Origin of the sequence: Diaphorobacter nitroreducens (assembly GCF_002214645.1) — a bacterium.
In the GTDB taxonomy this organism is placed as follows: Bacteria; Pseudomonadota; Gammaproteobacteria; order Burkholderiales; family Burkholderiaceae_C; genus Diaphorobacter; species Diaphorobacter nitroreducens.
In genome coordinates this window covers 2,505,755-2,530,200 of record NZ_CP016278.1, presented here as the reverse complement: position 1 = coordinate 2,530,200, position 24,446 = coordinate 2,505,755, and the positions used below count along the sequence as shown (strand labels likewise).

Below are 24,446 nucleotides of genomic sequence, written 5' to 3'. Positions count from 1 at the left end.
GGCGGTGCGGCCTAGACGTTCAGCGACGCTCTGAATCCTCGCGCTGCGTAGTACGACTCGGCGCCGTTGTGGTACACGAAAACCCGGCCGTAGCGCCTGTCGCAAAAAAGCGCGCCACCGCGCTCGCGCACGTCTGGCGGGGTCCAAATCCAACTCGAAGTTTTCTGGTCGAAATCCTCTACCTCCTGTAGTGCGCGGTACTGCGCCTCTGTCAGCAGGGTGACGCCCATGGCCGCAGCCGCTTCGATGGCGTTGCTCTGCGGCTTGTGCAGCTTGCGGGCATGCAGGGCCTGTGCGTCGTAGCACAGGCTCCTGCGCCCGCTCGGGCTCTCGGCCGTGCAATCGTAGAAAAGGTAGGTTCCGTCCGCGGCGGCACTGCCGACGACGTCGGGCTCGCCGCCCGTTGCCTCCATGTCCTGCAGCGCCTTCAGTTTGTTGGCATTCAAGCGTGCATGGACATCGGCCCAGGCGACGGTGGGGTGCCGGTGCATGTGGCTCTCGAACCGCTTTTTCAGCGTCTGGACAAGGACATCACGTTGTGCTGTTTTCATGTCTGCTCCTGGCAACGGCGCCTTCAGCGCCTGGGTGGTGGCTTGTTGCATCGTCAGCGGGCCCAAACGACGACGCATGGCGTGTCCAGCGGCGACCTATTTGGACGCGAGCGCTGTGGGATGCCGACCCCGAGTAGGCTGGCATAGACGTCACGGTTTCACGCCACCGGGCCGGTGCGGAGGTGGGCAAGCAGCCGTTTCACCACCGCACGGTGTGGGGGTGTCATCGTGTCCTTCATGTCAACTCCTTGGTCGGGGGCATGGCCAGGCCGTTGACGCGGTTCTACTCCAGCAACGCCCTGCCTTCCAGCGACGCCCGAAGGAAGGCAGGCCCTGCCTCAGGCCGGAAGTGCCGATAGGATTCTGTTCCGAAACGCATCGGACCGAACCTGTACAACAGGGGCGTGAGCCATTCACAGGAGAACCCCATGACCGTCAAAGCCTACGGCGCCCACGCGAGCGACCGTCCATTGCAGCCCCTGGAGATCGCACGGCGCGCGCCGGGCGCGCACGACGTGCAGATTGGCATTGCCTATTGCGGTGTGTGCCATTCCGACCTGCACCAGGTGCGTACGGAATGGGCGGGCACGCTGTATCCGTGCGTGCCGGGGCATGAAATCGTCGGGCGCGTAGTGGCCGTGGGCGCGCAGGTGTCGGCGTTCCAGGCGGGCGACCTGGTCGGCGTGGGCTGCATTGTCGACAGCTGCCGGCATTGCCAGGATTGCGACGAAGGGCTGGAGAACTATTGCGGCCACATGGTCGGCACCTACAACGGCCCGACCGAGGACGCACCCGGCCACACGCTGGGTGGGTACTCGCAACAGATCGTCGTACATGAGCGCTATGTGCTGCGGGTGCGCCATCCGCAAGGGCAGTTGGCCGCGGTTGCTCCGCTGCTGTGCGCGGGCATTACCACCTACTCGCCCTTGCGCCATTGGAAGGTGGGTCCGGGGCATCGCGTGGGTGTGGTCGGCATCGGCGGGCTGGGCCACATGGGCATCAAGCTGGCGCACGCAATGGGGGCGCATGTGGTGGCATTCACCACCTCTGAATCCAAGCGCGCTGCGGCGCTCTCGTTAGGTGCGCACGAAGTGGTGGTTTCCCGTCATCCGCAGGAGATGGCCGCGCATGCCAACAGTCTCGACTTCATCCTCAACACGGTGGCGGCGCCGCACGACCTGGATGCCTTCCTGCGCCTGCTGCGGCGCGACGGTGCGATGACGCTGGTGGGTGCGCCGGCGTCGCCCCATCCGTCGCCCAATGTGTTCAACCTCATCATGAAGCGGCGCACGCTGGCTGGCTCCTTGATCGGCGGCATTCCCGAGACCCAGGAGATGCTCGATTTCTGCGCGGAGCATGGCATCGTGGCGGATATCGAGTTGATCCGCGCCGATGAGATCAATACCGCCTATGAACGCATGTTGAAGGGCGACGTGCAATACCGCTTCGTCATCGACATCGCCACGTTGGCCGAATCGGCCGGGGCCTAGCGGCGATGGGGTGAGGGGCGGCGCGGTGCGCCGCCGGCACGCGGCTCCAGGTGACGGAAGGTGATACGGCCCTTGGTGAGGTCGTAGGGGGACATCTCCAGCGACACGGTGTCGCCCGCAAGCACTCGAATGCGGTGCTTGCGCATCTTTCCGCCCGAATAGGCGATGAGGGTGTGTCCGTTCTCGAGAACTACGCGAAAACGGGAATCCGGCAGCACTTCGTCTACCTTGCCTTGCATTTCAATCAACTGCTCTTTATTGGACACGGAACTCCTTTGAGATCGACGGCAAGAGCCAGCATGGGCATGCCCTTGCCTGGGGGCCTGTGAGAGCACAGGCTGCGGAACGCGCCGGCCGTCCGGCGCGATAGACGAGGTATTGCCCGCCTTTTGCTGCGCTGGCGCGTTGCCACCTGCGGCAGTGAAATGAAGGGCCGTATGCGCGCTGCAGAACGCACAGTGCGGCGGATCACCGAGGGAAGGGGTAGGAAGCCGGCGCTTGCCGCTGCGGGGATCTGCTTCCCCGGGCGCGCGTAACGCGGGAAAGGATGGGAGTTTAGGACGATTGCGTAACCCTTGCTGACCACTGGTGGATTGGCCCTGCTGGCAGGTGCGACATAAGATCGCCAGAGGGATACGCTGCGGTGAAGACGTTGCCCTACAGGAGCAAGGGACCCGTTGCTCCTATCATCGCGCGGCAATGTTTACTCCACGTCACACATGACTGTCTCCAGTTCCGATGCTCGGCCCCGTGCGGCCATCCGAGGGGGCATTCCCGTCCGCCTGTTGGTGGGATTTGCTTTGGCGGCATTTGCCGCCCTGTTGATCGCTGTGCTCACCTACCGGTCCAACGACGAGCGCGCGAAAGCCGTGGACAATCTCAACGCGACGGTCGAACGGATCACGCAGATCCAGATGGTCTGGTCGCATTTGAAGGACGCTGAATCCGCCAAGCGGGGCTACCTGCTGTCGGGGCAGGAGCAGACGCTGGGCTTGTTCACCGTAGCCCAGGCGGCCGTGCCGGTGGCCCTGGAAAAGCTGCGCGGGATGACGCGCGGGAGTCTCTTGGAGCAGCAGCGCTTCGACCAATTGCAGGGGTTGGCCACCAAGCGCATGACCGAACTTGCGCACATCGTTGCGCTACAGCGCGAGGGCCGGCGCGAGGAGGCCCTGGAGGCCATGCGCGGCGACGGTCAAGCCACCATGGAAACCACCCGCACGCTGGTGCGCGAGATGCTCAACACCGAACAGCAGCAACTGCAGGCCCAGCGGGAGGTGTGGGAAGGAGCGTTTGGCATCTCGGCCTACCTGACATGGGGCAGTGCCGCCGTGCTGTTGCTGCTGACCTGTGCGTCCGCGGTGATGACCATGGCGGAGTACCGCAGCCGCGAGGTCGAGAACTGGATCAAAGGCAACCTCGTAAGGCTGGGCACGCGGCTGCAAGGTGAGCAGCGCATCCATGACATGGCGGGTGCTGTCATCGGCTATCTGGCGACGGAGTTGGATGCCAGGGTGGGGGCCATCTACGTGACGCAAGGCCACGGCGTCTTCGAGCGCATGGGCGGCTATGCACTGGCGCCCGACACCGGCCCGGCGGCCGTGCGGGCGGGAGAGGGCCTGCTGGGCCAGGCGCTGCAGAGCCGCACTCTTCAGCATGTGCGCCACGTGCCCAGCGGCTATCTGCCGGTGACCTCCGGCACGGGCCAGGCCACGCCCGCCGAACTGGTGATGATGCCCATCGTGCTCAATGGCGTAGCGCTCGCGGTGGTCGAGATGGGGTGGTTCCGCCCGGTCGCTCCGCACGAGGTTGACTTCCTTGTGCGCGCCGGGGAGCAGTTGGCCCAGGCTGTTCGGGGCGCATTGGATCGCTCGCGCCTGGAGAGTCTGCTGGACGAGACGCAGCGCCAGGCGGAGGAGTTGCAGGCCCAGCAGGAAGAGCTGCGCGTCAACAACGAGGAACTGGAGCAGCAAAGTCGCATGCTGCAGGAGTCCCAAAACCTGATGCAGGCGCAGCAGGCGGAGTTGGAGCACAGCAACGCCCAGCTGGAAGCGCAGACCGAGCAGCTGCAGTACCAAAAGCAGCGCCTGCTGACTGCACAGGACGCCCTGGAGGCCAAGGCGCGCGATTTGGCGCAGGCCAGTCAGTACAAGAGTGAGTTTCTGGCCAACATGAGCCATGAATTGCGCACACCGCTGAATTCCAGCCTGATCCTGGCCAAGCTGCTGGCTGACAACAAGCAGCAGAACCTGACGGCGGAACAGGTCCGCTATGCGCAGACCATTCACAACGCTGGCACCGATCTGCTGAACCTCATCAACGACATCCTCGATCTGGCAAAGATCGAGGCGGGGCAGACCTCGGTCGAGATTGGCCCGGTGACGGTGGCCAAAGTGGTGGCGGGCGTGATGGAGCCGCTGCGGGCCCAGGCGCAGGACAAAGGCCTGCAATTCAGCGCGGTGGTGGAGCCGGGCGTGCCGGCATTCATAACCTCCGACGCGCAGCGCCTGGCGCAGATTCTCAAAAACCTGCTTTCCAATGCGCTCAAGTTCACCGCGCGCGGCGAAGTGACCATGCGCGTCTTCGCAGGAGACAACGACACGCTGTGCTTTGCTGTGCGGGATACGGGCATCGGCATCGCGCCCGACCAGCAAGAGCGCATCTTCGATGCCTTCCACCAGGCCGATGGCAGTACCCATCGCAAATACGGCGGCACGGGCTTGGGCCTGTCGATCTCCCGGGATCTGGCGCAGTTGCTCGGCGGCAGCATCGCGGTGCAGAGTGCGCCGGGCGAAGGCAGCGTCTTCACGCTGACCCTGCCCGTCACGGCGCCCCTTGTCGGCGATGCAGGCGAGCGCCAGGCAAAGATGCCAGCGGCGCCGACGCTTGCCGGACGCGCTGCCGAACCACCGCATGCGAGCCAGCCAGAGGCCCCGGCGGCAAAACCATGCGCCCCCGTGCACGTCGTGCCGGATGACCGGGCGCAGTTGGAACAGGGGCGTTACACCATCCTGGTCATCGAGGACGACCCGCGGTTTGCGCGCATCCTTTGCGATCTCGCGCATGAGATGGGTTTTCAGTGCGTCATCGCCTCGACGGGCAGCGACGGCCTGGCGGCGGCGCTGGAATACGGCCCCAGCGCGGTGGTGCTGGACATGAACCTGCCGGATTTCTCCGGCCTGGGCGTGTTGGACCAGCTCAAGCGCAACCCCGCCACGCGCCATATTCCCGTGCACGTGGTCTCGGTGGCCGACTACATGCAGGAGGCCATGGAGCGCGGCGCCATCGGCTATGCGCTCAAGCCCGTCAAGCGTGAGGAACTGGAGCAGGCGCTGCGCCACATGCAGGCCAAATTCACCCAGAGCATGCGCCGCGTGCTGGTGGTGGAGGACGACGCGCGCCAGCGCGAGAGCGTGCGCCACCTGCTGGCAACCGACGGCGTGGAGATCGTGGGCGCCGCCACCGCGCGGCAGGCATTGGACCTGCTCAAGGGCAGCACGTTCGATTGCATGGTGATGGACCTGCACCTGCCTGACCTGAACGGGTACGAGCTGCTGCAGCAGATGGCCGAGCAGGAAGAGGTGTCCTTTCCGCCCGTCATCGTCTATACCGGGCGCAACTTGTCGCGCGACGAGGAACAGCAGCTGCGCCGCTTCTCCAAGTCCATCATCATCAAGGACGCACGCTCGCCCGAGCGCCTGCTGGACGAAGTCACGCTGTTCCTGCACCAGGTGGAGTCCACCTTGCCGGACGACCGGCGCCGCATGCTGCAGTTGGCGCGCGACCGTGAGTCCACTTTCGAAGGGCGCACCATCCTGGTGGTGGAGGACGACGTGCGCAATGTGTTCGCGCTGTCCAGCGTGTTGGAGCCCACGGGGGCGCGCGTGGAGATCGCGCGCAACGGACGCGAGGCCCTGGAGGCGCTGGAACGTGCCAACGCCGCCGGCGAGAGCACCGTGGACCTGGTGCTGATGGACATCATGATGCCCGAGATGGACGGCTTTACCGCCATGGCGGAAATCCGCCGGCGCCCCGAGTGGCGCCGTCTGCCCATCATCGCCCTGACCGCCAAGGCCATGAAGGACGATCAGGAGAAATGCCTGGCCGCCGGCGCCAACGATTACATCGCCAAGCCGCTGGACGTGGAGAAACTCCTGTCGCTGATGAGGGTGTGGATGCCCAAGTGAGCGTGCGCCAGCGCGAGGACCCACGATATCGGAGCCAACACTTGCCGCACCAACGCAAGACCGCAGAGATCGAGCAGCAGCTGCTGATCGAGGCCATTTACCTGCGCTACCACTACGACTTCCGCGGGTATGCGCAGTCGTCGCTCAAGCGCCGGCTCCAGGCCGCGCTCACGCGGTTCGACTGCGAGACGCTGTCCCAACTGCAGCATCGGCTGCTGCACGAGCGCGGGGTGTTTCCCGCGCTGCTGGACTACCTCACCGTGCAGGTCAGCGATGTGTTCCGCGACCCGGAGTACTTTCGCGCGCTGCGCGAAAAGGTGGTGCCGCTGTTGCGTACCTACCCCTCGCTCAAGATCTGGGTCGCGGGCTGCAGCACGGGAGAGGAGGCATATTCGCTCGCCATCCTGCTGCGTGAAGAGGGGTTGCTGGAACGCTCGTTGATTTACGCCACCGACATCAACAGCACGGCACTGCAGCGTGCCGAGGCGGGCGTATACGACATTGAGCGCGTGCCCGGCTTCACCGAAAACCATGCGCGCTCGGGCGGGCGTTCCTCGCTGTCCGACCACTACAGCGCCGCTTATGGCCGCGTGGTGTTCGACAAGAGCCTGCGCCGGCATATCGTTTTCTCCGACCACAGTCTGGCGACCGACAGTGTATTTGCCGAGGTGCACCTCATCTCCTGCCGCAACGTGCTGATCTACTTCGACCGTACGCTGCAGGACCGCGCCCTGGGCCTGTTCCGCGAGGCGCTGTGCCGGCGTGGATTCCTGGGCCTGGGGGCCAAGGAATCCCTGCGCTTTTCCTCGCACGCGCCGGCATTCGAGGACTTCGTGGCGCCCGAGCGCATCTTTCAGAAGAGAGGTGACGCATGAGGCAGGCGGCTTCGCCACGCGTGCGCCTGGACGCCATTGCCATTGGCGGGTCGGCCGGCAGCATCGAAGCGCTGGGCGCGGTGCTGCCCGCGCTGCCTGCGGGTTTCCATGCGGCCCTGCTGGTCGTGCTGCACCTGCCGCGCGAGCGGCCCAGCCTGCTGTGCAACATCTTCCGCCAGCGCTGCGCCCTGCCGGTACGCGAGGCCCAGGACAAGGAGCCCGTGGAGCCGGGCACGGTGTATTTCGCGCCGCCTGACTATCATTTGCTGGTGGATTCGGGGCCGAGGCTATGCCTGTCCGTGGATGCGCCGCTGAATTTTTCGCGCCCGTCGATCGACGTGTTGTTCGAATCCGCCGCCGATGAATATGGGCCGCGGCTCATGGCCGTGCTCCTGTCGGGCGCGAACAGTGACGGAGCGCGGGGCTTGCGCGCAGTGCAGGCCGCTGGCGGCGCCACGGTGGTGCAGTCGCCCGACAGCGCTTCGTCCATGGCCATGCCGCAGGCGGCGCTGGCCCTGATCCAACCCGATCAGGTGCTGCCCCCGGCACGCATCGCCGCGCTGTTGACCACCTTGCATAAGGAGGGACTTTCGTGATTTTTGCCCCACCGGCTGCACAGGCCGTGAGTCATCGAACCGGCGCGTGCGTGAAATGCCTGATCGTGGATGACGTTCCTGAAAACCTTGTCGCATTGCAGGCGCTGTTGAAGGATGAGGACGTAGAGATCCTCATGGCCGGCTCCGGCGCCCAGGCGCTGGAGCTGCTGCTGGCCCACAACGACGTGGCGCTGGCGCTGCTGGACGTGCAAATGCCCGAGATGAACGGTTTCGAACTGGCGGAGTTGATCCGCGGCAGCGAGCGCACGCGGCACATCCCGCTGATCTTCATCACCGCCGGCTCGCGGGACCAGGGCTGGCAGTTCCGCGGCTACGAAAAAGGTGCGGTGGACTTCCTCTACAAACCCGTCGACCCCCACATGCTGGTCAACAAGGCCCGGGTGTTCTTCGACCTGCAGCGCCAGCGGCATGCGCTGGCACGCGAGCTGCAGGAGCGCACCGAGGCGTTGTACATCAACGAGATGTTCATGGCCGTGCTCAGCCACGATCTGCGCAGCCCGCTCAGCGCCATCATGGCCGTGGCCAGTGTGCTGCAGCGCGCTCCCGAGCCCGCCAAGGTGCAGGCTCTGGCGTGCAACGTGCAGCAGGCCGGGCGACGCATGGGCCGCATGATCGAGGACCTGTTGGATGTGACGCGCGCCCGCCAGCATGGCGGGCTGGCCATCGAGCCTGCACCCATGGACCTGGGGCCGCAGGCGCAGCGCGTGGTGCAGGAAGTCCGTGCCGGCCACCCCGAGCGCCACCTGCGGCTTGAGCAGCAAGGGGATCTGCGCGGCGAGTGGGACGAAGAGCGCCTGGGCCAGATGCTGGCGAACCTGCTGGGCAACGCCATGCACCACGGCACGCCCGACCAGCCGGTGGAGTTGTCACTGGACGGCGCCGCCGCCGATATCGTGGTGCTGCGCGTGAGCAATGGCGGCGGGATTGACGCCGAACTGCTGCCCCGGCTGTTCGCGCCATTTACGGGCCGGCGCAACCGGGCCGGTCGACACCAGGGATTGGGGCTGGGGTTGTTCATCGTGCACCAGATCGTGCAGGCCCATGGCGGGACGATCGACGCCGCCTCGCAGGCGGGGCGCACCTGCTTCACGGTGAAGCTGCCGCGGCGCGCGGTGGCGGCTTGACAGGACGGGGGCGGGGGGATGCCGGGCCTTCAGCGCCGGGCACGTGCCGCCTCAGGCGGGGCTGGCGCTTTGCAGGTGGCTGGCGATCACGTCCAGCAACTCCTCCAGCTCTTCCAGCTCGAACGGCTTGAGCAGGGACCGCACATGCGGGCCCAGCGTGCCCACCCCGTGCTCCAGCGGATAGCCCGAGCACAGCACCACCCAGCGCTGGGGGTTGCTTGCCAGCAGGTGGCGGCACAGATCCAGCCCGCTCATGCCTGGCAGGCTCACGTCGGAAACCACCACGTCGTGCGGCTGGGCCGCATCGCGCTGCAAGGCCTCCTCGGCCGTGGCGCAGGTGGCGACGCTGCGGCCTTCTCCCTCCATCAGCAGGCCGATGGTGTCTCGCAGTTCGCAGTTGTCTTCGACGTAGAGGATGCGCAAGTAAGGTCCTTGGGAAGCGGGCTCTGCCGCAGGGCAAAAGGGCATTGTGCGGGGAATGTCTTACGCCGGTGTAAGACAATGTGCCGTTCTGCGAAATTATCGTTAAAAATGGCTACAAGAGCCATCCAGTAAGCGCAGGCAGCTATTAAATGTGTAGCGTCAGGTGGCCTTGCGCAGCGTGAGGTTGATGCGGCATTCGCCCGTTGCCGGGTGCTGGCCCGGCGCCACCGGCAGCACGCCGTGAAAGCGCAGCCGGTCCACCCCGCCCCATACCACCGCGTCGCCATGGCGCAGCGGCACGCGCAAGGCGCGCTCGCCACGTGTGGCGCCACCCCACAAGAAGGTGGCGGGCAGACCCAGCGAGATGGACACGATGGGCGCTGCCAGGTCCTGCTCGTCGCGGTCCTCGTGCAGCGACAGGCGCGTGCCGGGGGCGTAGCGGTTGATCAGGCAGGCGTCGGGCACGAAAGCGGCAAAGCCGGCCTCCTGCGCTGCGGCATGTGCCAGCTGCGCGAAGTCCGCCGGCAGGGCGGGCCAGGGCTTGCCGGTCAGCGGGTCCAGCGCAGCGTAGCGGTAACCGCGCCGGTCGCTCACCCACGACAACGGCCCGCAGCCTGTGGTGGCTACCGACATCGCCTTGCCTCCAGGGGTCTGCATGTGGCGCCACGGCGCTTGGCGCACCACCTGTCGCACTTCTTCCAGCAACTGGGGTGCCTGTGCCAGCGCGAAGCCGCGCAGCAGCACGGCCTGCATGCCCAGCGCCAGCGTGGATGGCTCCGCGGGGTCGTCGGTAAACAGGTCGTCGGAGGGCACAGATGGCATGCCCGTAGTGTGAGCCAAAAGGGCCCCCAGCGCTTAACCATCCAGCGCAATGTGCTACTGATAAAGGAGCAATCGGTTGGTCGGCGCTCATCCCCGCCAGGGATTTCCCTTGTGTATTTCTGCGACTGTGCGCACTGCCGGCGCTTGCCTATAGTCGCACCAGGAGACAACGCGACAACCCCATGAACATTGCCCACCTGTTGCAGCGCAGCGCTCTGGTGCATGGCGAGCGGCCCGCGCTGCTGGCAGGCACATGCCTGCTGCACGACTACCGTACCCTTGCCGCGCGCGTGGCCGCGCTGGCCGCACACCTGCGCGCACATTGCGGCGTGCAGCCGGGCGAATGCGTGGCCATCTTCTCGGCCAATGGTCCCCAGTATCTGGAGGCGCTGCACGCCATTCACTGGTGCGGCGCCATCTCGGTGCCCGTCAACTACAAGCTGCACGCGCGCGAGCTGGCCTATGTGCTTGCCGACAGCGGCGCGCGCGTGGTGTGCGTGTCTGCGGCGCTGCACGATGCGGCGCTGGCTGCGGGCGCCGACGCCGCGGCGGTGCAGGTGTTGGGGGCATCCGCCTGGGAGCAGGCGGCGCAGGGCGCGCCGCTGGCGCTGCAGGAGCGCGCCCCCGACGACGTGGCCTCGCTGTTCTACACCTCGGGCACCACCGGGCGGCCCAAGGGCGTGATGCAGACGCACCGCAACCTGCTGGCCATGACCATGGCCTACTTCACCGACGTGGACGATGTGCAGCCCGGCGACGCCATGGTCTATGCCGCGCCCATGTCGCATGGTGCGGGCTTGTACAACTACGCCCACATGCTGCGCGGCGCGCGCCATGTGGTGCCCGCGTCCGGCGGGTTCGACCCGGCCGAGCTGGTGCAATTGGCCGCGGACGTGGGCCAGCTGTCGCTGTTTGCGGCGCCCACCATGGTGCACCGGCTGGTGGAGCATGTGCGCCGCACGGGCGCCAATGTGGACGGATTCAAGACCATCGTCTACGGCGGCGGTCCCATGTATGTGGACGACCTGCGCCGCGCCATCGACACCATGGGCCAGAAGTTCGTGCAGATCTATGGCCAGGGCGAAAGCCCCATGACCATCACCGCGCTGGCGCGCGAGTACCTGGCCGACACGGCGCACCCGCGCTGGGCCGAGCGCATCGCCTCGGTGGGCGTGGCGCATGCGTGCGTACAGGTGCGGGTGGTGGATGACGAGGACCGACCCGTGCCTACGGGCGAGTTGGGCGAAGTGGTGGTGCGCGGCGATACGGTGATGGCCGGCTACTGGCGCAATCCCGAGGCGTCTGCGCAGACGCTGCGCGGCGGCTGGCTGCACACGGGCGATGTTGGGAGCCTGGACGCGCACGGGTTTCTGACCCTGCGCGACCGCAGCAAGGACGTGATCATCTCGGGCGGCTCCAACATCTACCCGCGCGAGGTGGAGGAGGTGCTGCTGCTGCACCCGCGCGTGAGCGAGGTGGCCGTGGTGGGCCAGCACGATGCCGACTGGGGCGAGGTGGTAGTGGCCTTCCTGGTGGCGGGCGAAGGCGGCGCCGTGGACGATGCCGCGCTGAATGCGGAACTTGACGCGGAACTTGACGCTTTGTGCCTGGACCACATCGCGCGCTTCAAGCGACCCAAGGCCTACCGCTGGGTGCCCGCACTGCCCAAGAACAGCTATGGCAAGGTGCTCAAGACCGAGCTGCGCGCATGGCTGCAGGCCGAAGGGGCGGGGAGCGGGGCGTAACAAACCCGGGGCCGGCGCGGACATTGCGCCGCCCCTACCATGGGCGCTTTGCCCCGGCTGGAGCCCTTGCCATGAACCAACCCGTCTCCCTCAAGATCGACTTCGTCTCCGACGTGTCCTGCCCCTGGTGCGCCATCGGCCTGCACGCGCTGGAGCAGGCCGCGAAGCGGCTGGACGGCGAGGTGGCGCTGGATCTGCACTTTCAGCCCTTCGAGCTGAACCCGCAGATGGGCCACGAGGGCCAGGACATCGGCGAACACCTGCAGCAAAAGTACGGCGCCACGCCGGAGCAATCACAGCAAAACCGCGAGGCCATCGCCGCGCGCGGCGCGCAGCTGGGCTTTACCTTCAACATGGACCAGCGCGGCCGCATCTACAACACTTTCGATGCGCACCGCCTGCTGCACTGGCTGGAGGAAGAGGGCACGCCGGAGCAGCAGGGCGCGCTCAAGCACGCGCTGTTCACCGCGTATTTCACGCAGGGCGAGAACCCTGGCGACCACGGCGTGCTGCTGCGTCTGGTGGCGCAGCTGGGGCTGGACGAGGCGCGCGCCCGCGCCGTGCTGGCGTCCCAGGAATATGCCGAGGCGGTGCGCGAGCGCGAGGCCTTCTACCAGGGCCACGGCATCCATTCGGTGCCGGCGGTGATCATCAACGACCGCCACCTGATCCAGGGCGGCCAGCCGGTCGAGGTGTTCGAGCAGGCGCTGCGGCAGATCGCGCAGCAGGCGTGATGCTCTTTTATTGATAGCTGGTAGCGCTTGCCCATCCAGCGCTGCAGCCCGTTTTGGCTTGAAACCTGTCAGCGCAGCGGGATCGGCGTGGCCCGGTCCACGGGCACGGCCGTCACGCTGTTTTGTGGCGAGCCGTCGATGAGCTTTTCGGAGTAGGTCAGGTACACCAGCGTGTTGCGCTTGGCGTCCACCATGCGCACCACGCGCAGGCGCTTGAACAGGATGGACATGCGTTCGCTGAACACTTCCTGCTGCGCCTTGAGCGGCTGCACGAAGGTGATGGGCCCGACCTGGCGGCAGGCGATGGAGGCCTCGGCGCGGTCCTCGGCCAGGCCCAGCGTGCCTTTGATGCCGCCGGTGCGCGCACGCGACACATAACAGGTCACGCCCTGCACGGCTGGGTCGTCATAGGCCTCCACGATGATGTCGTGGTCGCGGCCGATCCACTGGAAGGCGGTGTCCACGGTGCCGATCTTCTCGGCCTGGGCCGCGGCCGGCCCGGCAGCCAAGCCCAGGGCGCACGCCAGCAGGGCCAGGCTTGCCATGCCCGCGCGCAGGCCGCCGCGCGCATTCATGGCGCAACCGCCGAGGCTTCGCTGCAGCGCTGCGCCAGGTGGGCCAGGGCTTCCTCCACCTGGTCCACCAGCACCAGGCACAGGTCGCCCGGTTGCAGGCGCTCCAGCGCATGGTCGATGGCGAGGAACTCGCCGTGGATCTCGGTCACGTAGCGCGTGCGCGGCGCGCCCTGCAGGCCCTGGCGCAGCAGCGCCAGCACCTCGCCGTCGGCACGGCCGCGCTGGCAGGCGTCCTGGTACAGCACCACGTCGTCAAAGGCCTGGCCCAGGATCTGGGTCTGCTCGACGATGTCCTGGTCGCGCCGATCGCCCGCGCCGCTGATCACCACGCTGCGTTGCTGGGCCGGCATGGCCTGCACGGCCTGCACCAGCGCGCGCATGGCGTCGGGGTTATGGCCATAGTCGGCGATCACGGTGGCGCCGCGGTAGTCCATCACGTTGAAGCGGCCGGGCGCGTTGTCGCTGTCGTTCATGAAGCCGGCCAGGCCGCGGCGAATGGTCTGCCAGGGCAGACCCACGCCCCAGGCCGCGCCGATCGCGGCCATGACGTTCTCGACCTGGAAGCCGATGGTGCCGCCGCGCGTGATGGGGATCTCGCGCAAGGAGATGGTCTCGCGCCACGAGCCTTCGGCCGCCACGATGGAGTCGCCATCCACATACACCACGCGGTTGCCCTGGGCACGGTGCGTGGCCATGAGGGGGTGGTGGCGGTCGACGGCGAAGAAGATCACCTTGCCCGGGCATACGCTGGCCATGGCGGCCACGTGCGGGTCGGCGGCGTTGAGCACGCCGTAGCCGTCGGCGGCCACGTTCTGCACGATCACGCGCTTGAGCACGGCCACGTCTTCCACGGTGGTGATGAAGTTCAGCCCCAGGTGGTCACCCGCGCCCACATTGGTGACCACGGCCACCTGGCAGCGGTCAAAGCCCAGGCCTTCGCGCAGGATGCCGCCGCGCGCGCATTCGAGCACGGCCGCGTCCACCTCGGGGTGGAACAGCACGTTGCGCGCGCTCTTGGGGCCCGAGCAGTCGCCGCTGTCGATCTGGCGGCCGTTCACGTACACGCCGTCGGTGTTGGTCATGCCCACGCGCAGCCCGTGCGCGGCGAACAGCTGGCCGATCAGGCGCGTGGTGGTGGTCTTGCCATTGGTGCCAGTGACAGCCACCAGCGGGATGCGCCCGTCCTGGCCGGGCGCGAACAGCTCGTCCACCATCGGCACGCCCACGTTGCGCGGCTTGCCGAACGACGGGGCCAGGTGCATGCGCAGGCCGGGCGCGGCATTCACCTCGACGATGCCGCCGTTCTGCTCTTCCAGGGGTTTGAGCATGGTTTCGCAGACCACGTCCACGCCGCAGATGTGCAGGCCGATGGTCTGCGCGGCTTCGATGGCGCGCGCAGCGATCTCGGGGTGCACGTCGTCGGTCACGTCGGTGGCACTGCCGCCGGTGGACAGGTTGGCGTTGTTGCGCAGCACCACGCGCTGGCCCTGCACGGGCACGGAATCGGGCGTGAGGCCCTCGGAGGCGATGCGCGCGATGGCGATGTCGTCCAGGCGCACCTTGGTCAGCGCCGTGCCGTGGCCCGAGCCGCGGCGCGGGTCCTGGTTGACGATGTCCACCAGCTCGCGAATGGTGTGCTGGCCGTCGCCCAGCACCTGGGGCGGCTCGCGGCGCGCGGCGGCCACGAGCTGGTGGCCCACCACCAGCAGGCGGAAGTCGTGGCCGGGCAGGAAGCGTTCGACCATGATCTCGTCGCCGAATTCGCGGGCGGTCTTGTAGGCGGCCTCCAGCCCCTCGCGGGTGGTGATGTTGACCACCACGCCCTTGCCCTGGTTGCCGTCCTGGGGCTTCACGACCACGGGCAGGCCCACTTCCTGGGCCACCACCCAGGCGTCCTCCACGTCGGCCACCGGGCGCCCCAGCGGCACGGGCACGCCGGCGGCGTGCAGCAGGCGCTTGGTCAGGTCCTTGTCCTGGGCGATGGATTCGGCCACGGCGCTGGTGGTGTCCAGCTCGGCGGCCTGGATGCGGCGCGCCTTGGAGCCCCAGCCCAGCTGTACCAGCGAACCGCTGGTCAGGCGCCGGAACGGGATACCGCGCGCCACGGCGGCGTCGACGATGGAGCCGGTGGACGGGCCGATGCGCTCGTCCTCGTCCAGCTCGCGCAGCTCGGCGACCACGGCATCGGCGTCGAAGGGGGTATCGGCCAGCGCGGACTGCAGCAGGGCGCCGGCGTGCTCCATGGCCAGTCGGCCCACGGCCTCCTCGGTGTACTCCACCACCACCTGGTAGGTGCCTTCTTCCAGCGTGGCGTGGGTGCGGCTGAAGGTCACGGGGCACCCGGCCTGGGCCTGCAGCGACAGGGCGGCCACTTCGAGCACGTGGGCCAGCGACAGGCGCTGGTCGGCGCCATGGGGCTGCAGGGCGCCGATCTTGGGAAAGCGCGCGCGCAGGCGGTCTTCAAAACCCGCGATGTCTGCGTAGCCGCACTCTTGTGGCTCGCAGTGCACAACGGCTTCGATGGCGGTGTTGCGGCTCCAGAGGTTGGGGCCGCGCAGGGCGCGGATGCGGGTGATCTGCATGGTGTTTTCTTTCAGCCCGATTTTTCAGTCAAATTGGCCTGTAGCGCTTGTGGGGTGAGCGGTGGCAGCTATGCTTTTGAAAGCAGGTGCGGCGTCACGCGGCATAGTCGAAGGTCTTGATGCCCGCGGCGATCAGGTCCGGCCCGATGTCCATGGACCAGGCTGCGGCAATTGCGGCCAGCATCGCGGCCGTGTCGGGGCGGTGGCCGCCGGGCAGGCTCAGGGCGTCCAGCGTGCCCAGCACGCGTTCGCTGGCGCCCGTGGCCAGCACCACCTGCTCGCCGCGCACGAACACGGCGCGGCCTTCGCCCTCGGCCCGATGCGCGGCGACGAAGGGGTTGTCTGGCGACAGGGAATACAGGAGGACCTCGCCATCGCACAGGCGCGCCAGGTCGGCCACCTGCTCGATGTCGGCATTGAGCACACCTGCGCCCTCGTCCAGCACCACGTCGATCTGGGTGCGCAGCACGCGCGTCATCTGGGCCTGCTCCAGCACGTCATGGTCGGCCAGGGTCTCGAAACCGTCCATGTCGGTCACCACGCCGACCAGGCAGCGGTCGTAGGCCAGGCCTTCCTCCAGGATGGAGCGGGCAGTGGTCTGGATCACGGCGGCCTGAGCCAGTCGGTTGGTCAGCAGGCGGTGCGCGCCGGCCCAGTGGGCGGTGGCGCTCTTTTGTGTGCGGCGGTTGTTGAGGAACATGCCTTCGCTGCTGGCCACGCCCGTGAGCTTGCCCGACAGCTGCAGCAGCCAGCCCACGAAGCGCGCGGTGAACGCGTTGTGGCGCGTGCCCGCAATGCCCACGATGGGAATGCGGCCCGCGCCCGTGCCTTCGTCGGTGACCGGGAACAGGTGTTCCACGATGGCCTGGCCCACGGGGCGGGGGGCGCCGCTGGTGGGCTTGAGGTGCATCAGCAGACCGGGGCCGGCGTTCACCTCCAGGATGGCGCCGCCCTGTTCCTTCATGGGCTTGGAGACATCCTGCAGGATCATGTCCATGCCGGCGATGTCCAGGCCCACGATTTTCGCGGCCAACTGGGCGTAGTAGGCCACGTCGGGGTGCACGTCGTCGGTGCAGTCGATGGCCATGTTGCCGTTGCGCTGCAGCAAGATGGCCTGGCCCGAGGGCACCACGGTGTCGGGCGTCACGCCTTGGCGCTTGAGCTCCAGCTGCACGGCGCCTTTTTCCACGTCGATCCAGTCCAGCGGGTACTCCTGCTCGGGGCCGCGGCGCGGGTCTTCGTTGAGCACGGCCACCAGCTCGCGCAGCGTGGACTGGCCATTGCCGTGCACGCTGACCGTCTCGCCCTTGGTGGCGGCGACCACCTTGCCGCCGACCACCAGCAGGCGGTGCTCCACGCCGTCGATGAACTTCTCGACGATGACATCCGAGCCCTCGGGCTCGGCCAGCGCGAAGGCGGCCTTGATATCGGCCTCGCGCGAGAGCTCCAGCGTCACGCCGCGCGCGTGGTTGCCGTCCGAGGGCTTCACCGTAACGGGGAGGCCGATATCCTGCGCCACTTCCCAGGCCTCATCGGCGTTGCGGACGATCTGGCCCTCCGGCACGGGCACGCCGCAGGAGGCGAGCAGCCGCTTGGTGAAATCCTTGTCCTGGGCGATGCCCTCGGCGATGGCGCTGGTCTGGTCGCTCTCGGCAGTCCAGATGCGGCGCTGTGCGGCGCCGTAGCCCAGTTGCACCAGGTTGCCGTCGTTCAGGCGGATGTGCGGAATGCGCCGGGCGCTGGCGGCGTCCACGATGCAGCCGGTGCTGGGGCCCAGGTAGCGGTCGTTGATGGCGGTCTTGATGGCGTGGATGGCGGCCTTGAGGTCGAATGCCTCGTCATTGATGGCGGCCATCAGCAGACGGTGGCCATGCTCCAGCGCCACGCGGGCCACGGCCTCTTCGGGGCAGCGGAACACCATGCGGTACACGCCGCGCCGGGAGATCTCGCGCGTCTGGCCGAACTCGGCCGGCATGCCCGAGAGGTTGAGCAGCTCGATGACCACGTGCTCCAGCACGTGCCCCATCCAGGTGCCTTCCTTCAGGCGCAGCAGGAAGCCGCCGCGCTCGCCCACGCCACAGTGGTGCTCCACCAGATCCGGCAGCCAGGTGGTCAGGCGCTCGTTGAGGCCGGGAATCTTGTTGGAGGGGTAGTCTTCCAGCTCCCCCAGGTCCAGCCAGACTTCGAGGACCGGGCGGTAGGTCCAGACACTGGGGCCGCGCAGATAGGTGGTGCGCAGGAGTTGGATATCGTTGAATTTGGCCATGAAGTGCAGCGTGGAAGATTCGGATATCTGCCGGGTTGCGGCGGATGTGGCGATGCCCATGGGCAGAGATTGTGCGCCGATACTGGCGCAGCTCAGCACTGGCGGGTGTCAGCCGCGGGCTGATGATGTGCGTTACGAGGGGATACCGCGGCGGCGCAAGGGCCTGGGGCCCGGTGGCCGACAATGCCCCCCATGGGCCCGGACTGGCCCGCCAACGCCCCGTCCGTGCGGGGGTGGACATACAAAACCAAATGCAACATCACCATTCTGTGGACGCCTCGGGTGTCTTGTCTGGCCCCTGGGGGGCCGAGATGCGGGCAGTGCTCGCTCCTGACGAAAACGTGCAGGCCGCCTTCGAGGTTGACCTGACGCCCGACCTGCGCTTTGCCCCCGGCCTGCTGGTGCTGACCGAGCGGCGCCTGCTGGCGCGCGCCGGTGACGCGCCGGCGCAGGAATGGCCCCTGGCGCCCGGCATGGCGCTGCGACTGCTGGACCATGGCGGCGTGGGCACGGTGGAGCTGCACGATGCCGACCGGCGCCTGGCGCTGTGGCGCTTCACGCTGGGGCGCCATCCCCAGGCGCTGCACCTGCAGCAGCGGCTGGACACCCAGGTGCAGCGCCTGGACAGCTTGCAAGGCGCCATCGCGCCCGAAGCGCAAGACGTGCCGCGCTGCGCCGTGTGCGGCACGCCGCTGCCGCCCGACAGCGACGAGTGCACGGCCTGTGCGCGCCAGCAGGCGCCGCAGACCTCCACCTGGGTGCTATTGCGCCTGTGGCGTTTCGCACGGCCTTACAAAAAGCAGCTGGCCGCGGGCTTCGCGCTCACGCTGGCCTCCACCGCCGCTTCGCTGGTGCCGCCGTACATGACCATCCCGCTCATGGACGACATTCTCATTCCCTACCAGAGCGGCCAGCAGATCCCCGCCGGCATGGTGCTGCTCTACCTGGGGGGGTTGCTGTTGGCCGCGCTGCTGGCCTGGGCGCTGGGGTGGGCGCGCACTTACATCCTGGCCCTGGTGTCCGAGCGTATCGGCGCCGACCTGCGCACCACCACCTACGAACACCTGATGCGGCTGTCACTGGACTATTTCGGCAGCAAGCGCACGGGAGACCTGATGGCGCGCATCGGCTCCGAAACCGACCGCATCAACGTCTTTCTGTCGCTCAACGCGCTGGATTTCGCCACCGACGTGCTGATGATCGTGATGACGGCGGCGATCCTGTTCTCCATCAACCCGTGGCTGGCGCTGGTCACGCTGGTGCCGCTGCCCTTCATCGCCTGGCTGATCCACACCGTGCGCGACAAGCTGCGCACCGGCTTCGAGAAGATCGACCGCGTGTGGTCCGAAGTGACCAACGTGCTGGCCGACACCATCCCCGGCATCCGCGTTGTGAAGGCCTTCGCCCAGGAAAAGCGCGAGGCGGACCGCTTCCGTGCCGCCAACCAGCACAACCTGGAGGTGAACGACAAGCTCAACAAGACCTGGAGCCTGTTCTCGCCCACCGTCTCGCTGATGACGGAGGTGGGGCTGCTGGTGGTCTGGGGCTTCGGCATCTGGCTGGTGGCGCGCAACCAGATCACCGTGGGCGTGCTGGCGGCCTTCATCGCCTACATCGGGCGCTTCTACATACGGCTGGATTCGATGAGCCGCATCGTTTCCGTCACGCAAAAGGCGGCAGCCGGCGCCAAGCGCATCTTCGACATCCTGGACCATGTGAGCAACGTGCCAGACCCCGTCAACCCGGTGAAGGTGGACCGCGTGCAGGGCGCCATCGAGATGCGCGACGTGGGCTTTCGCTACGGCAGCCGTACGGTCATCAAGAACCTGTCGCTCACCATCCGCCCCGGCGAGATGATCGGCCTGGTGGGCCACAGCGGCTCTGGCAAGAGCACCCTGGTCAACCTCATCAGCCGCTTCTACGACGTGAGCGACGGCGCCATCCTCGTGGACGACGTGGACATCCGCCGCATGGCGGTGGCGGACTTCCGCCGCCACATCGGCCTGGTGCTGCAGGAGCCTTTCCTGTTCTTCGGCACCATTGCCGAGAACATTGCTTACGGCAAGCCCGACGCCACGCGCGAGGAGATCGTCGCCGCCGCGCGCGCCGCGCATGCGCACGAGTTCATCCTGCGCCTGCCGCATGGCTACGACAGCCTGGTGGGCGAGCGCGGCCAGGGCCTGTCGGGCGGCGAGCGCCAGCGCATCTCCATTGCGCGCGCGCTGCTCATCGACCCGCGCATCCTGATCCTGGACGAGGCGACCTCCGCCGTGGACACCGAAACCGAAAAGGAAATCCAGAAGGCGCTGGACAACCTGGTGCAGGGCCGCACCACCATCGCCATCGCCCACCGCCTGTCCACGCTGCGCAAGGCCGACCGCCTGGTGGTCATGGACCGGGGCGAGGTCGTCGAAGTGGGGCCGCACGACGAACTGATGGAGAAGCAGGGTGCCTACTGGCGCCTGTACGAGGCGCAGGCGCGCCGTGCCGAGGAAGACGCCCAGGCCGCGGGCGTGCGCATCGAAGTGCGCGAGCACTCCGCTCACCCCGCGGGCAACACCTGAGCGAGAAAGACACGCGATGACCCTTCACACATTCCCCTCCACCGCTTCGGCACTCGCGGCAGGCTGGGACCTGCACCGTAATCCCCATGGCCGGCTGGTGCTGCGCGCGGCCGACGGCACCGCGCATGTGGGCGTGACGCCCGTGCGCGCCTTTCCCATTGCCGCTCCCGGCGAAGGCCTGTCGCTGGTCGGGCCGGACGGCCATGAACTGGCCTGGGTGCCCCGCCTGGAACAGCTGGCGCCCGCCGTGCGTGCGCTGGTCGAGGAGGAACTGGCTGCGCGTGAGTTTGTGCCCACCATCACGCGCATCCGCTCCGTGTCGAGCTTTTCCACCCCCAGTACCTGGGAGGTGGACACCGACCGCGGCGCTACGCAGTTGGTGCTCAAGGGCGAGGAAGACATCCGCCGGCTGGAGGGGCGCACCAAGCTGCTCATCGCCGCCAGCGACGGGCTGCAGTTCCATGTGCCGGATGTCACGGCGCTGGACCGTGCATCGCGCAAGTTGCTGGAGCGTTTTTTATAGCGTCTGGCGCTTGCCTGGCGCGGCCTGTGCCCGTTTGTCCCTGTCATAGCCCACGTCAATCAGACATGGTTGCCGCATTAATTTGTGACAAAAGGCTAATAAGGCCTCAATTTCCCCTTTTGTTTGCCGTAATGAATGTACGACGAGGTGGTAGTTGCGACTGCCGCCGGCCGCATTCACGAGGGGACCCATGCCATGCAACTGCCACCTGTAGATCGATCGCCCGCCCAGTGGCGTACCACGGGCGCTGACTTGTATTCCACGGGCGCCTCGGGGGCCGTGGCGGTGCGGCCCGTGAACGCTGCCAATCCTGTCGAGTCCACGGACCGGCTGGGCGAGGGGGCCAGCCTGCGCGAGCCCACCAAGCCCTCGGCGCCCGACGAGAACAACCGCGACTGGACCCTGGCCGAGGCCAAGAAGGAAGCCCCGAAGGAGCCCGAGGAGCCGCCCAAGGAGCCCATCTACAAGCAACTGCTGGAATTCATCCAGTCGATGTGGCGTGCCAGCGGCAGCGCGGTGGAACTGGCGCAAGACATCAATAAGAACACCCTCCAGGAGCGACTGGCCCAGCAGGTGCAGGACCGTCAGTCGCTCACGTACTCCGATCCCAAGGTCAAGCGCACGGGCGGTTTGTGAGTTTTGCTCCGGCGGTTGCTATCAAATAAGTAGCTGTTAGCGCTTATTGGTAAAGCGCTGGAGGCCAATTGGACTGGTATTTTTGGGTCCGCCGGCGCTCTCAGCGCGCCGCCGCGCGGGCGCGGTCCCGCTCGGCGCGGTACTTGATGGCGAAGGCGCGCACCTCGTCCAGCGTCACGTAATTGTCGCGGTTGGTGTCCGCATCATCGAACGCCGCAGCCACCTTGGGCACGATGGCCACTTCAGCACGGCTGAGCTTGCCGTCGCCGTTGAAATCCAGCATCTCGAACTGGCGGATCGCCTTGATCTCGCCCTTGGTCAGGGGCGCACTGGCGCTGTGCCGGGGCGCGGTGGCATGGGCCACGCCCTGCGCCTGAGCGGCCAGCGGAGCCGCCAGTGCGCAGGCCATGAGCCACGCGCAGGCTGCCGGGGCCGTCAGCAGGCGTGTAAAGGGGCGGAAGGAGCGTGAAGGCAACATTCAGGAGTAGAGCCGGCGCGCCGCCACAGGTTCAACGCCGCGGGGGGCGGGCTGTATCACCCTGTAGCGCAGCCGCCGTGTTGGCGATGCCGCTGCTGACATGCCCCGCCGGAACATGGCGTGCGGCGGACGCCACGTGGCCCGTCTGGTCATCGAAGAAGAAGTCGGGCTCGAACTCGCGCAGGAAGGGGCCTTTTTCCAGCCCGCCGAGGAACATGGCCTCGTCCACGGTGATGCCCCAGTCGAGCAGCGTGCGGATCGCGCGCTCGTGCGCCGGCGCGCTGCGCGCGGTGACCAGCGCGGTGCGGATGCGCATCTGCGAGGCGTCCGCCTGCTGCTGCAGCCGGTGCAGCGCGGCCAGCAGCGGCTTGAACGGCCCTTCGGCCAGCGGCGTGGCGGCATGGGACACCTCGTGCTGCAGGAAGGCCGGTAGGCCGCCCTGCTGGTACACACGCTCGGCCTCGTCGGAGAACAGCACCGCGTCGCCGTCGAAGGCGATGCGCACCTCGCGCGGATAGCGGTCGCCCGCGGGCGTGGAGTCGATCATCACCCGCGCGGCGGGAAAGCCGATGGACAGCGCCTCGCGCACATCCGTCTCGTTGGCTGAAAGGAAGAGGTGCGCGCCCAACGGCCGCAGATAGGAAAACGGGTTGCGCCCGCGCGTGAACACGCCGCGCTCGATGCGCATGCCCGCCGCCTTGGCCGAGGCGAACACGCGCATGCCGCTGGCAGGGTCGTTGCGCGACAACATGACCACCTCGACGCGCGCGGCATCGGGCGTGTTGAACGCCAGGAGCTTTCTCACCAGAGGGAAGGCAATGCCGGGGCGCGCGGGCTCATGCACCAGCTCCAGCTGGCGGCGCATGTAGGCTTGCTCGTCGCCGGCCTCGAACAGGCGGTTCTCTTCCTCGAAGTCGAACAGCGCGCGCGAGGAGATCGCGACGACGAGCTTGTCCTGCAGGGTGGCACTCATTTGACGAACTGGTTGAGCTGGATGATTGGCATGAGCACCGCCAGCACGATCAGCATCACGATGCCGCCCATAGCCACGATGAGCAGCGGCTCCAGCACCGTGGCCAGTTGCATGGCGCGGCGCTGCACCTCGGTGCCCAATTGCGTGGCGGCGCGCTGCAGCATGGTGGGCAACTGGCCCGTCTGTTCGCCCAGCCGCGCGAACATGGCCACCAGGCCGGGGAACCGTTTTTTCTGCGCCAGTGCCGAGGCCAGCGGCGCGCCCTCACGCACCAGCACCAGCGCGTCGAGTGCGTCCGCGCGCAGGGCGCGGTTGTTCAGCGTCTCGGCCGCGGCCTGCAGCGCCTTGAGAATGGGCACGCCCGCGCCTGCCAGCATGGCCAATGTGCCGGCGAAACGCGCCGCGTTGTAGCCGCGCGCCAGCTTGCCGACGAGCGGCAGGCGCAACCAGGCGGCGTCGAACTTCTCGCGCAGCCGCGGCTGGGCCAGCGCGGCGCGGGCGCCGAACGCCAGCAGGACCAGCCCGCCCAGCAACGCCCAGCCGTAGTTGCGCACCACGTTGCTCAAGGCCAGCATGGCCACCGTGAGGAAGGGCAGGGCGCGCTTGGTGCCTGCGAACACGCTGGCCACCTGCGGTACCACGTAGCCCACCAGGAACAGCACGATGACGATCGCGATCACGGTGACGATGGCCGGGTACAGCGCAGCGCCGATGAGCTTGGCGCGCAAGGCCTGGCGCTGCTCCAGATCGTCTGCCAGGCTGTCCAGCACTTCGGCCAGGCCGCCGCTGGACTCGCCCGCGCCGATCACGGCGCAGTAGATGTCGGAGAACTCGCGCGGGTGCTGCGCCAGCGCACGTGCGAAGGTGGAGCCGGCGTTGACCTCGGCGCGCAGCGTGGCCAGCAGGTGGCGCTGGCGCTCGTCGTCCGCCTCTTCGGCGAGCGCGGTCAGCGCACGCTCCAGCGGCAGGCCCGAGCCCACCAGCCCGGCGAGCTGCCGCGTCCACACGCCCAGCCCCGTGGCGTTGAACACCGGCCGCGTGAACAGCCGCTGCGCCAGCGTGGGGGGTGTTCCGGGGGCGACGCCAGCGGCCAGCGCCTCCACATCCAGGGGCACCAGGGCCTGGGCGCGCAGCAGGCTGCGGGCGGCCTTGGGGCTGTCGGCCTCCAGGGTGCCGCGGCGCACATGGCCTTGGGCGTCCAGGGCTTCGAAGGAATAGGCGGGCATGCGGGAAAGTCAGCGGCGGTGGGCGAGCAGGGGCAAACTGGGCGGGCCGCAGTCGACC

General features: G+C 67.6%; 20 protein-coding genes. 10 read left to right on the top strand and 10 right to left on the bottom strand.

Annotated features, from left to right (window positions below):
- Window positions 1–11 precede the first annotated feature (11 nt).
- A complete protein-coding gene (locus tag BA022_RS11875) occupies window positions 12–602 on the bottom strand; it encodes a DUF4256 domain-containing protein (RefSeq protein WP_012655634.1) in 591 nt (196 codons plus the stop codon).
- A gap of 377 nt (window positions 603–979) precedes the next feature.
- Between BA022_RS11875 and BA022_RS11870 the strand changes: the two genes are divergently transcribed.
- Window positions 980–2,041 carry an NAD(P)-dependent alcohol dehydrogenase gene (locus BA022_RS11870; protein WP_088887608.1) on the top strand — a complete coding sequence of 354 codons (1,062 nt, stop codon included), beginning with the start codon at window positions 980–982 and terminating at the stop codon, window positions 2,039–2,041.
- Here BA022_RS11870 and infA read toward each other — a convergent pair.
- A complete protein-coding gene (gene infA, locus BA022_RS11865) occupies window positions 2,038–2,307 on the bottom strand; it encodes a translation initiation factor IF-1 (protein WP_011804098.1) in 270 nt (89 codons plus the stop codon). The two genes, BA022_RS11870 and infA, sit on opposite strands and share 4 nt — an antisense overlap.
- Window positions 2,308–2,760: 453 nt before the next feature.
- Here infA and BA022_RS11860 point away from each other — a divergent pair, with 453 nt between their 5' ends.
- From BA022_RS11860 to BA022_RS11845, 4 genes are read left to right on the top strand one after another with little or no spacing between them, the layout of a single operon-like run.
- Window positions 2,761–6,225 (top strand): response regulator, encoded by a 3,465-nt coding sequence (locus BA022_RS11860; protein ID WP_228403575.1) that lies wholly within the window; start codon window positions 2,761–2,763, stop codon window positions 6,223–6,225.
- Window positions 6,226–6,266: 41 nt separating this feature from the next.
- Window positions 6,267–7,100, top strand: coding sequence for a CheR family methyltransferase (locus BA022_RS11855; protein ID WP_012655637.1), 834 nt, complete (start codon window positions 6,267–6,269; stop codon window positions 7,098–7,100).
- Complete coding sequence (locus BA022_RS11850) at window positions 7,097–7,696, top strand: chemotaxis protein CheB (protein ID WP_088887607.1); 600 nt, start codon at window positions 7,097–7,099, stop codon at window positions 7,694–7,696. Before BA022_RS11855 ends, BA022_RS11850 begins: the two co-directional genes overlap by 4 nt.
- Complete coding sequence (locus BA022_RS11845; protein WP_088887606.1) at window positions 7,693–8,841, top strand: hybrid sensor histidine kinase/response regulator; 1,149 nt, start codon at window positions 7,693–7,695, stop codon at window positions 8,839–8,841. Before BA022_RS11850 ends, BA022_RS11845 begins: the two co-directional genes overlap by 4 nt.
- Window positions 8,842–8,892: 51 nt before the next feature.
- On the opposite strand, the gene BA022_RS11840 is transcribed toward BA022_RS11845, so the two are convergent.
- Both BA022_RS11840 and alkB read right to left on the bottom strand, forming a co-directional pair.
- The gene (locus tag BA022_RS11840; protein ID WP_088887605.1) at window positions 8,893–9,264 is read right to left on the bottom strand and encodes a response regulator; all 372 of its coding nucleotides are present in this window, start codon (window positions 9,262–9,264) and stop codon (window positions 8,893–8,895) included.
- Window positions 9,265–9,423: 159 nt separating this feature from the next.
- Window positions 9,424–10,086 carry a DNA oxidative demethylase AlkB gene (alkB, locus tag BA022_RS11835; protein ID WP_088887604.1) on the bottom strand — a complete coding sequence of 221 codons (663 nt, stop codon included), beginning with the start codon at window positions 10,084–10,086 and terminating at the stop codon, window positions 9,424–9,426.
- A 182-nt stretch (window positions 10,087–10,268) separates the two neighbouring features.
- On the opposite strand from alkB, the gene BA022_RS11830 reads away from it, so the two are divergent.
- On the top strand, window positions 10,269–11,831 hold the full coding sequence (locus BA022_RS11830; protein WP_088887603.1) for an AMP-binding protein: 1,563 nt from the start codon (window positions 10,269–10,271) through the stop codon (window positions 11,829–11,831).
- Between the two features lie 71 nt (window positions 11,832–11,902).
- Entirely contained in the window at window positions 11,903–12,565 is a 663-nt protein-coding gene (locus BA022_RS11825; RefSeq protein ID WP_088887602.1) for a DsbA family oxidoreductase, read from the top strand.
- Between the two features lie 68 nt (window positions 12,566–12,633).
- Here BA022_RS11825 and BA022_RS11820 read toward each other — a convergent pair whose 3' ends face one another.
- The 3 genes from BA022_RS11820 to BA022_RS11810 form a co-directional block, all read right to left on the bottom strand.
- Window positions 12,634–13,140: a CreA family protein gene (locus BA022_RS11820; protein WP_012655644.1), complete on the bottom strand. Its 507-nt coding sequence runs from the start codon at window positions 13,138–13,140 to the stop codon at window positions 12,634–12,636.
- Entirely contained in the window at window positions 13,137–15,722 is a 2,586-nt protein-coding gene (cphA, locus tag BA022_RS11815) for a cyanophycin synthetase (protein ID WP_088887601.1), read from the bottom strand. Before cphA ends, BA022_RS11820 begins: the two co-directional genes overlap by 4 nt.
- Window positions 15,723–15,816: 94 nt before the next feature.
- Window positions 15,817–17,988: a cyanophycin synthetase gene (locus BA022_RS11810; RefSeq protein WP_088888603.1), complete on the bottom strand. Its 2,172-nt coding sequence runs from the start codon at window positions 17,986–17,988 to the stop codon at window positions 15,817–15,819.
- Between the two features lie 251 nt (window positions 17,989–18,239).
- On the opposite strand from BA022_RS11810, the gene BA022_RS11805 reads away from it, so the two are divergent.
- From BA022_RS11805 to BA022_RS11795, 3 genes are all read left to right on the top strand, one after another.
- Window positions 18,240–20,552 carry a cyanophycin metabolism-associated ABC transporter gene (locus BA022_RS11805; RefSeq protein ID WP_088887600.1) on the top strand — a complete coding sequence of 771 codons (2,313 nt, stop codon included), beginning with the start codon at window positions 18,240–18,242 and terminating at the stop codon, window positions 20,550–20,552.
- A gap of 16 nt (window positions 20,553–20,568) precedes the next feature.
- Window positions 20,569–21,075 carry a cyanophycin metabolism-associated DUF1854 family protein gene (locus BA022_RS11800; protein ID WP_011804111.1) on the top strand — a complete coding sequence of 169 codons (507 nt, stop codon included), beginning with the start codon at window positions 20,569–20,571 and terminating at the stop codon, window positions 21,073–21,075.
- 195 nt (window positions 21,076–21,270) lie between these two features.
- Entirely contained in the window at window positions 21,271–21,711 is a 441-nt protein-coding gene (locus BA022_RS11795) for a hypothetical protein (RefSeq protein ID WP_012655649.1), read from the top strand.
- Window positions 21,712–21,811: 100 nt separating this feature from the next.
- Here BA022_RS11795 and BA022_RS11790 read toward each other — a convergent pair whose 3' ends face one another.
- Genes BA022_RS11790 through gspF form a run of 3 tightly spaced genes read right to left on the bottom strand, consistent with a single transcriptional unit; the run spans window position 21,812 to window position 24,388 of the window.
- On the bottom strand, window positions 21,812–22,189 hold the full coding sequence (locus BA022_RS11790; RefSeq protein ID WP_088887599.1) for an EF-hand domain-containing protein: 378 nt from the start codon (window positions 22,187–22,189) through the stop codon (window positions 21,812–21,814).
- 31 nt (window positions 22,190–22,220) lie between these two features.
- Window positions 22,221–23,162, bottom strand: coding sequence for a 5'-nucleotidase (locus BA022_RS11785; RefSeq protein WP_011804114.1), 942 nt, complete (start codon window positions 23,160–23,162; stop codon window positions 22,221–22,223).
- Window positions 23,159–24,388 carry a type II secretion system inner membrane protein GspF gene (gene gspF, locus BA022_RS11780; protein ID WP_088887598.1) on the bottom strand — a complete coding sequence of 410 codons (1,230 nt, stop codon included), beginning with the start codon at window positions 24,386–24,388 and terminating at the stop codon, window positions 23,159–23,161. Before gspF ends, BA022_RS11785 begins: the two co-directional genes overlap by 4 nt.
- Window positions 24,389–24,446 lie beyond the last annotated feature (58 nt).

What these genes read in the sequence shown, in the direction of transcription:
- BA022_RS11875 (WP_012655634.1), bottom strand. Translation starts at nt 602, where the DNA reads ATGCAACAAGCCACCACCCAGGCGCTGAAGGCGCCGTTGCCAGGAGCA.
- BA022_RS11870 (WP_088887608.1), top strand. Translation starts at nt 980, where the DNA reads ATGACCGTCAAAGCCTACGGCGCCCACGCGAGCGACCGTCCATTGCAG.
- BA022_RS11860 (WP_228403575.1), top strand. Translation starts at nt 2,761, where the DNA reads ATGACTGTCTCCAGTTCCGATGCTCGGCCCCGTGCGGCCATCCGAGGG.
- BA022_RS11850 (WP_088887607.1), top strand. Translation starts at nt 7,097, where the DNA reads ATGAGGCAGGCGGCTTCGCCACGCGTGCGCCTGGACGCCATTGCCATT.
- alkB (WP_088887604.1), bottom strand. Translation starts at nt 10,086, where the DNA reads ATGCCATCTGTGCCCTCCGACGACCTGTTTACCGACGACCCCGCGGAG.
- BA022_RS11830 (WP_088887603.1), top strand. Translation starts at nt 10,269, where the DNA reads ATGAACATTGCCCACCTGTTGCAGCGCAGCGCTCTGGTGCATGGCGAG.
- BA022_RS11825 (WP_088887602.1), top strand. Translation starts at nt 11,903, where the DNA reads ATGAACCAACCCGTCTCCCTCAAGATCGACTTCGTCTCCGACGTGTCC.
- BA022_RS11820 (WP_012655644.1), bottom strand. Translation starts at nt 13,140, where the DNA reads ATGAATGCGCGCGGCGGCCTGCGCGCGGGCATGGCAAGCCTGGCCCTG.
- cphA (WP_088887601.1), bottom strand. Translation starts at nt 15,722, where the DNA reads ATGCAGATCACCCGCATCCGCGCCCTGCGCGGCCCCAACCTCTGGAGC.
- BA022_RS11810 (WP_088888603.1), bottom strand. Translation starts at nt 17,988, where the DNA reads ATGGCCAAATTCAACGATATCCAACTCCTGCGCACCACCTATCTGCGC.
- BA022_RS11805 (WP_088887600.1), top strand. Translation starts at nt 18,240, where the DNA reads ATGCAACATCACCATTCTGTGGACGCCTCGGGTGTCTTGTCTGGCCCC.
- BA022_RS11800 (WP_011804111.1), top strand. Translation starts at nt 20,569, where the DNA reads ATGACCCTTCACACATTCCCCTCCACCGCTTCGGCACTCGCGGCAGGC.
- BA022_RS11795 (WP_012655649.1), top strand. Translation starts at nt 21,271, where the DNA reads ATGCAACTGCCACCTGTAGATCGATCGCCCGCCCAGTGGCGTACCACG.
- BA022_RS11790 (WP_088887599.1), bottom strand. Translation starts at nt 22,189, where the DNA reads ATGTTGCCTTCACGCTCCTTCCGCCCCTTTACACGCCTGCTGACGGCC.
- BA022_RS11785 (WP_011804114.1), bottom strand. Translation starts at nt 23,162, where the DNA reads ATGAGTGCCACCCTGCAGGACAAGCTCGTCGTCGCGATCTCCTCGCGC.
- gspF (WP_088887598.1), bottom strand. Translation starts at nt 24,388, where the DNA reads ATGCCCGCCTATTCCTTCGAAGCCCTGGACGCCCAAGGCCATGTGCGC.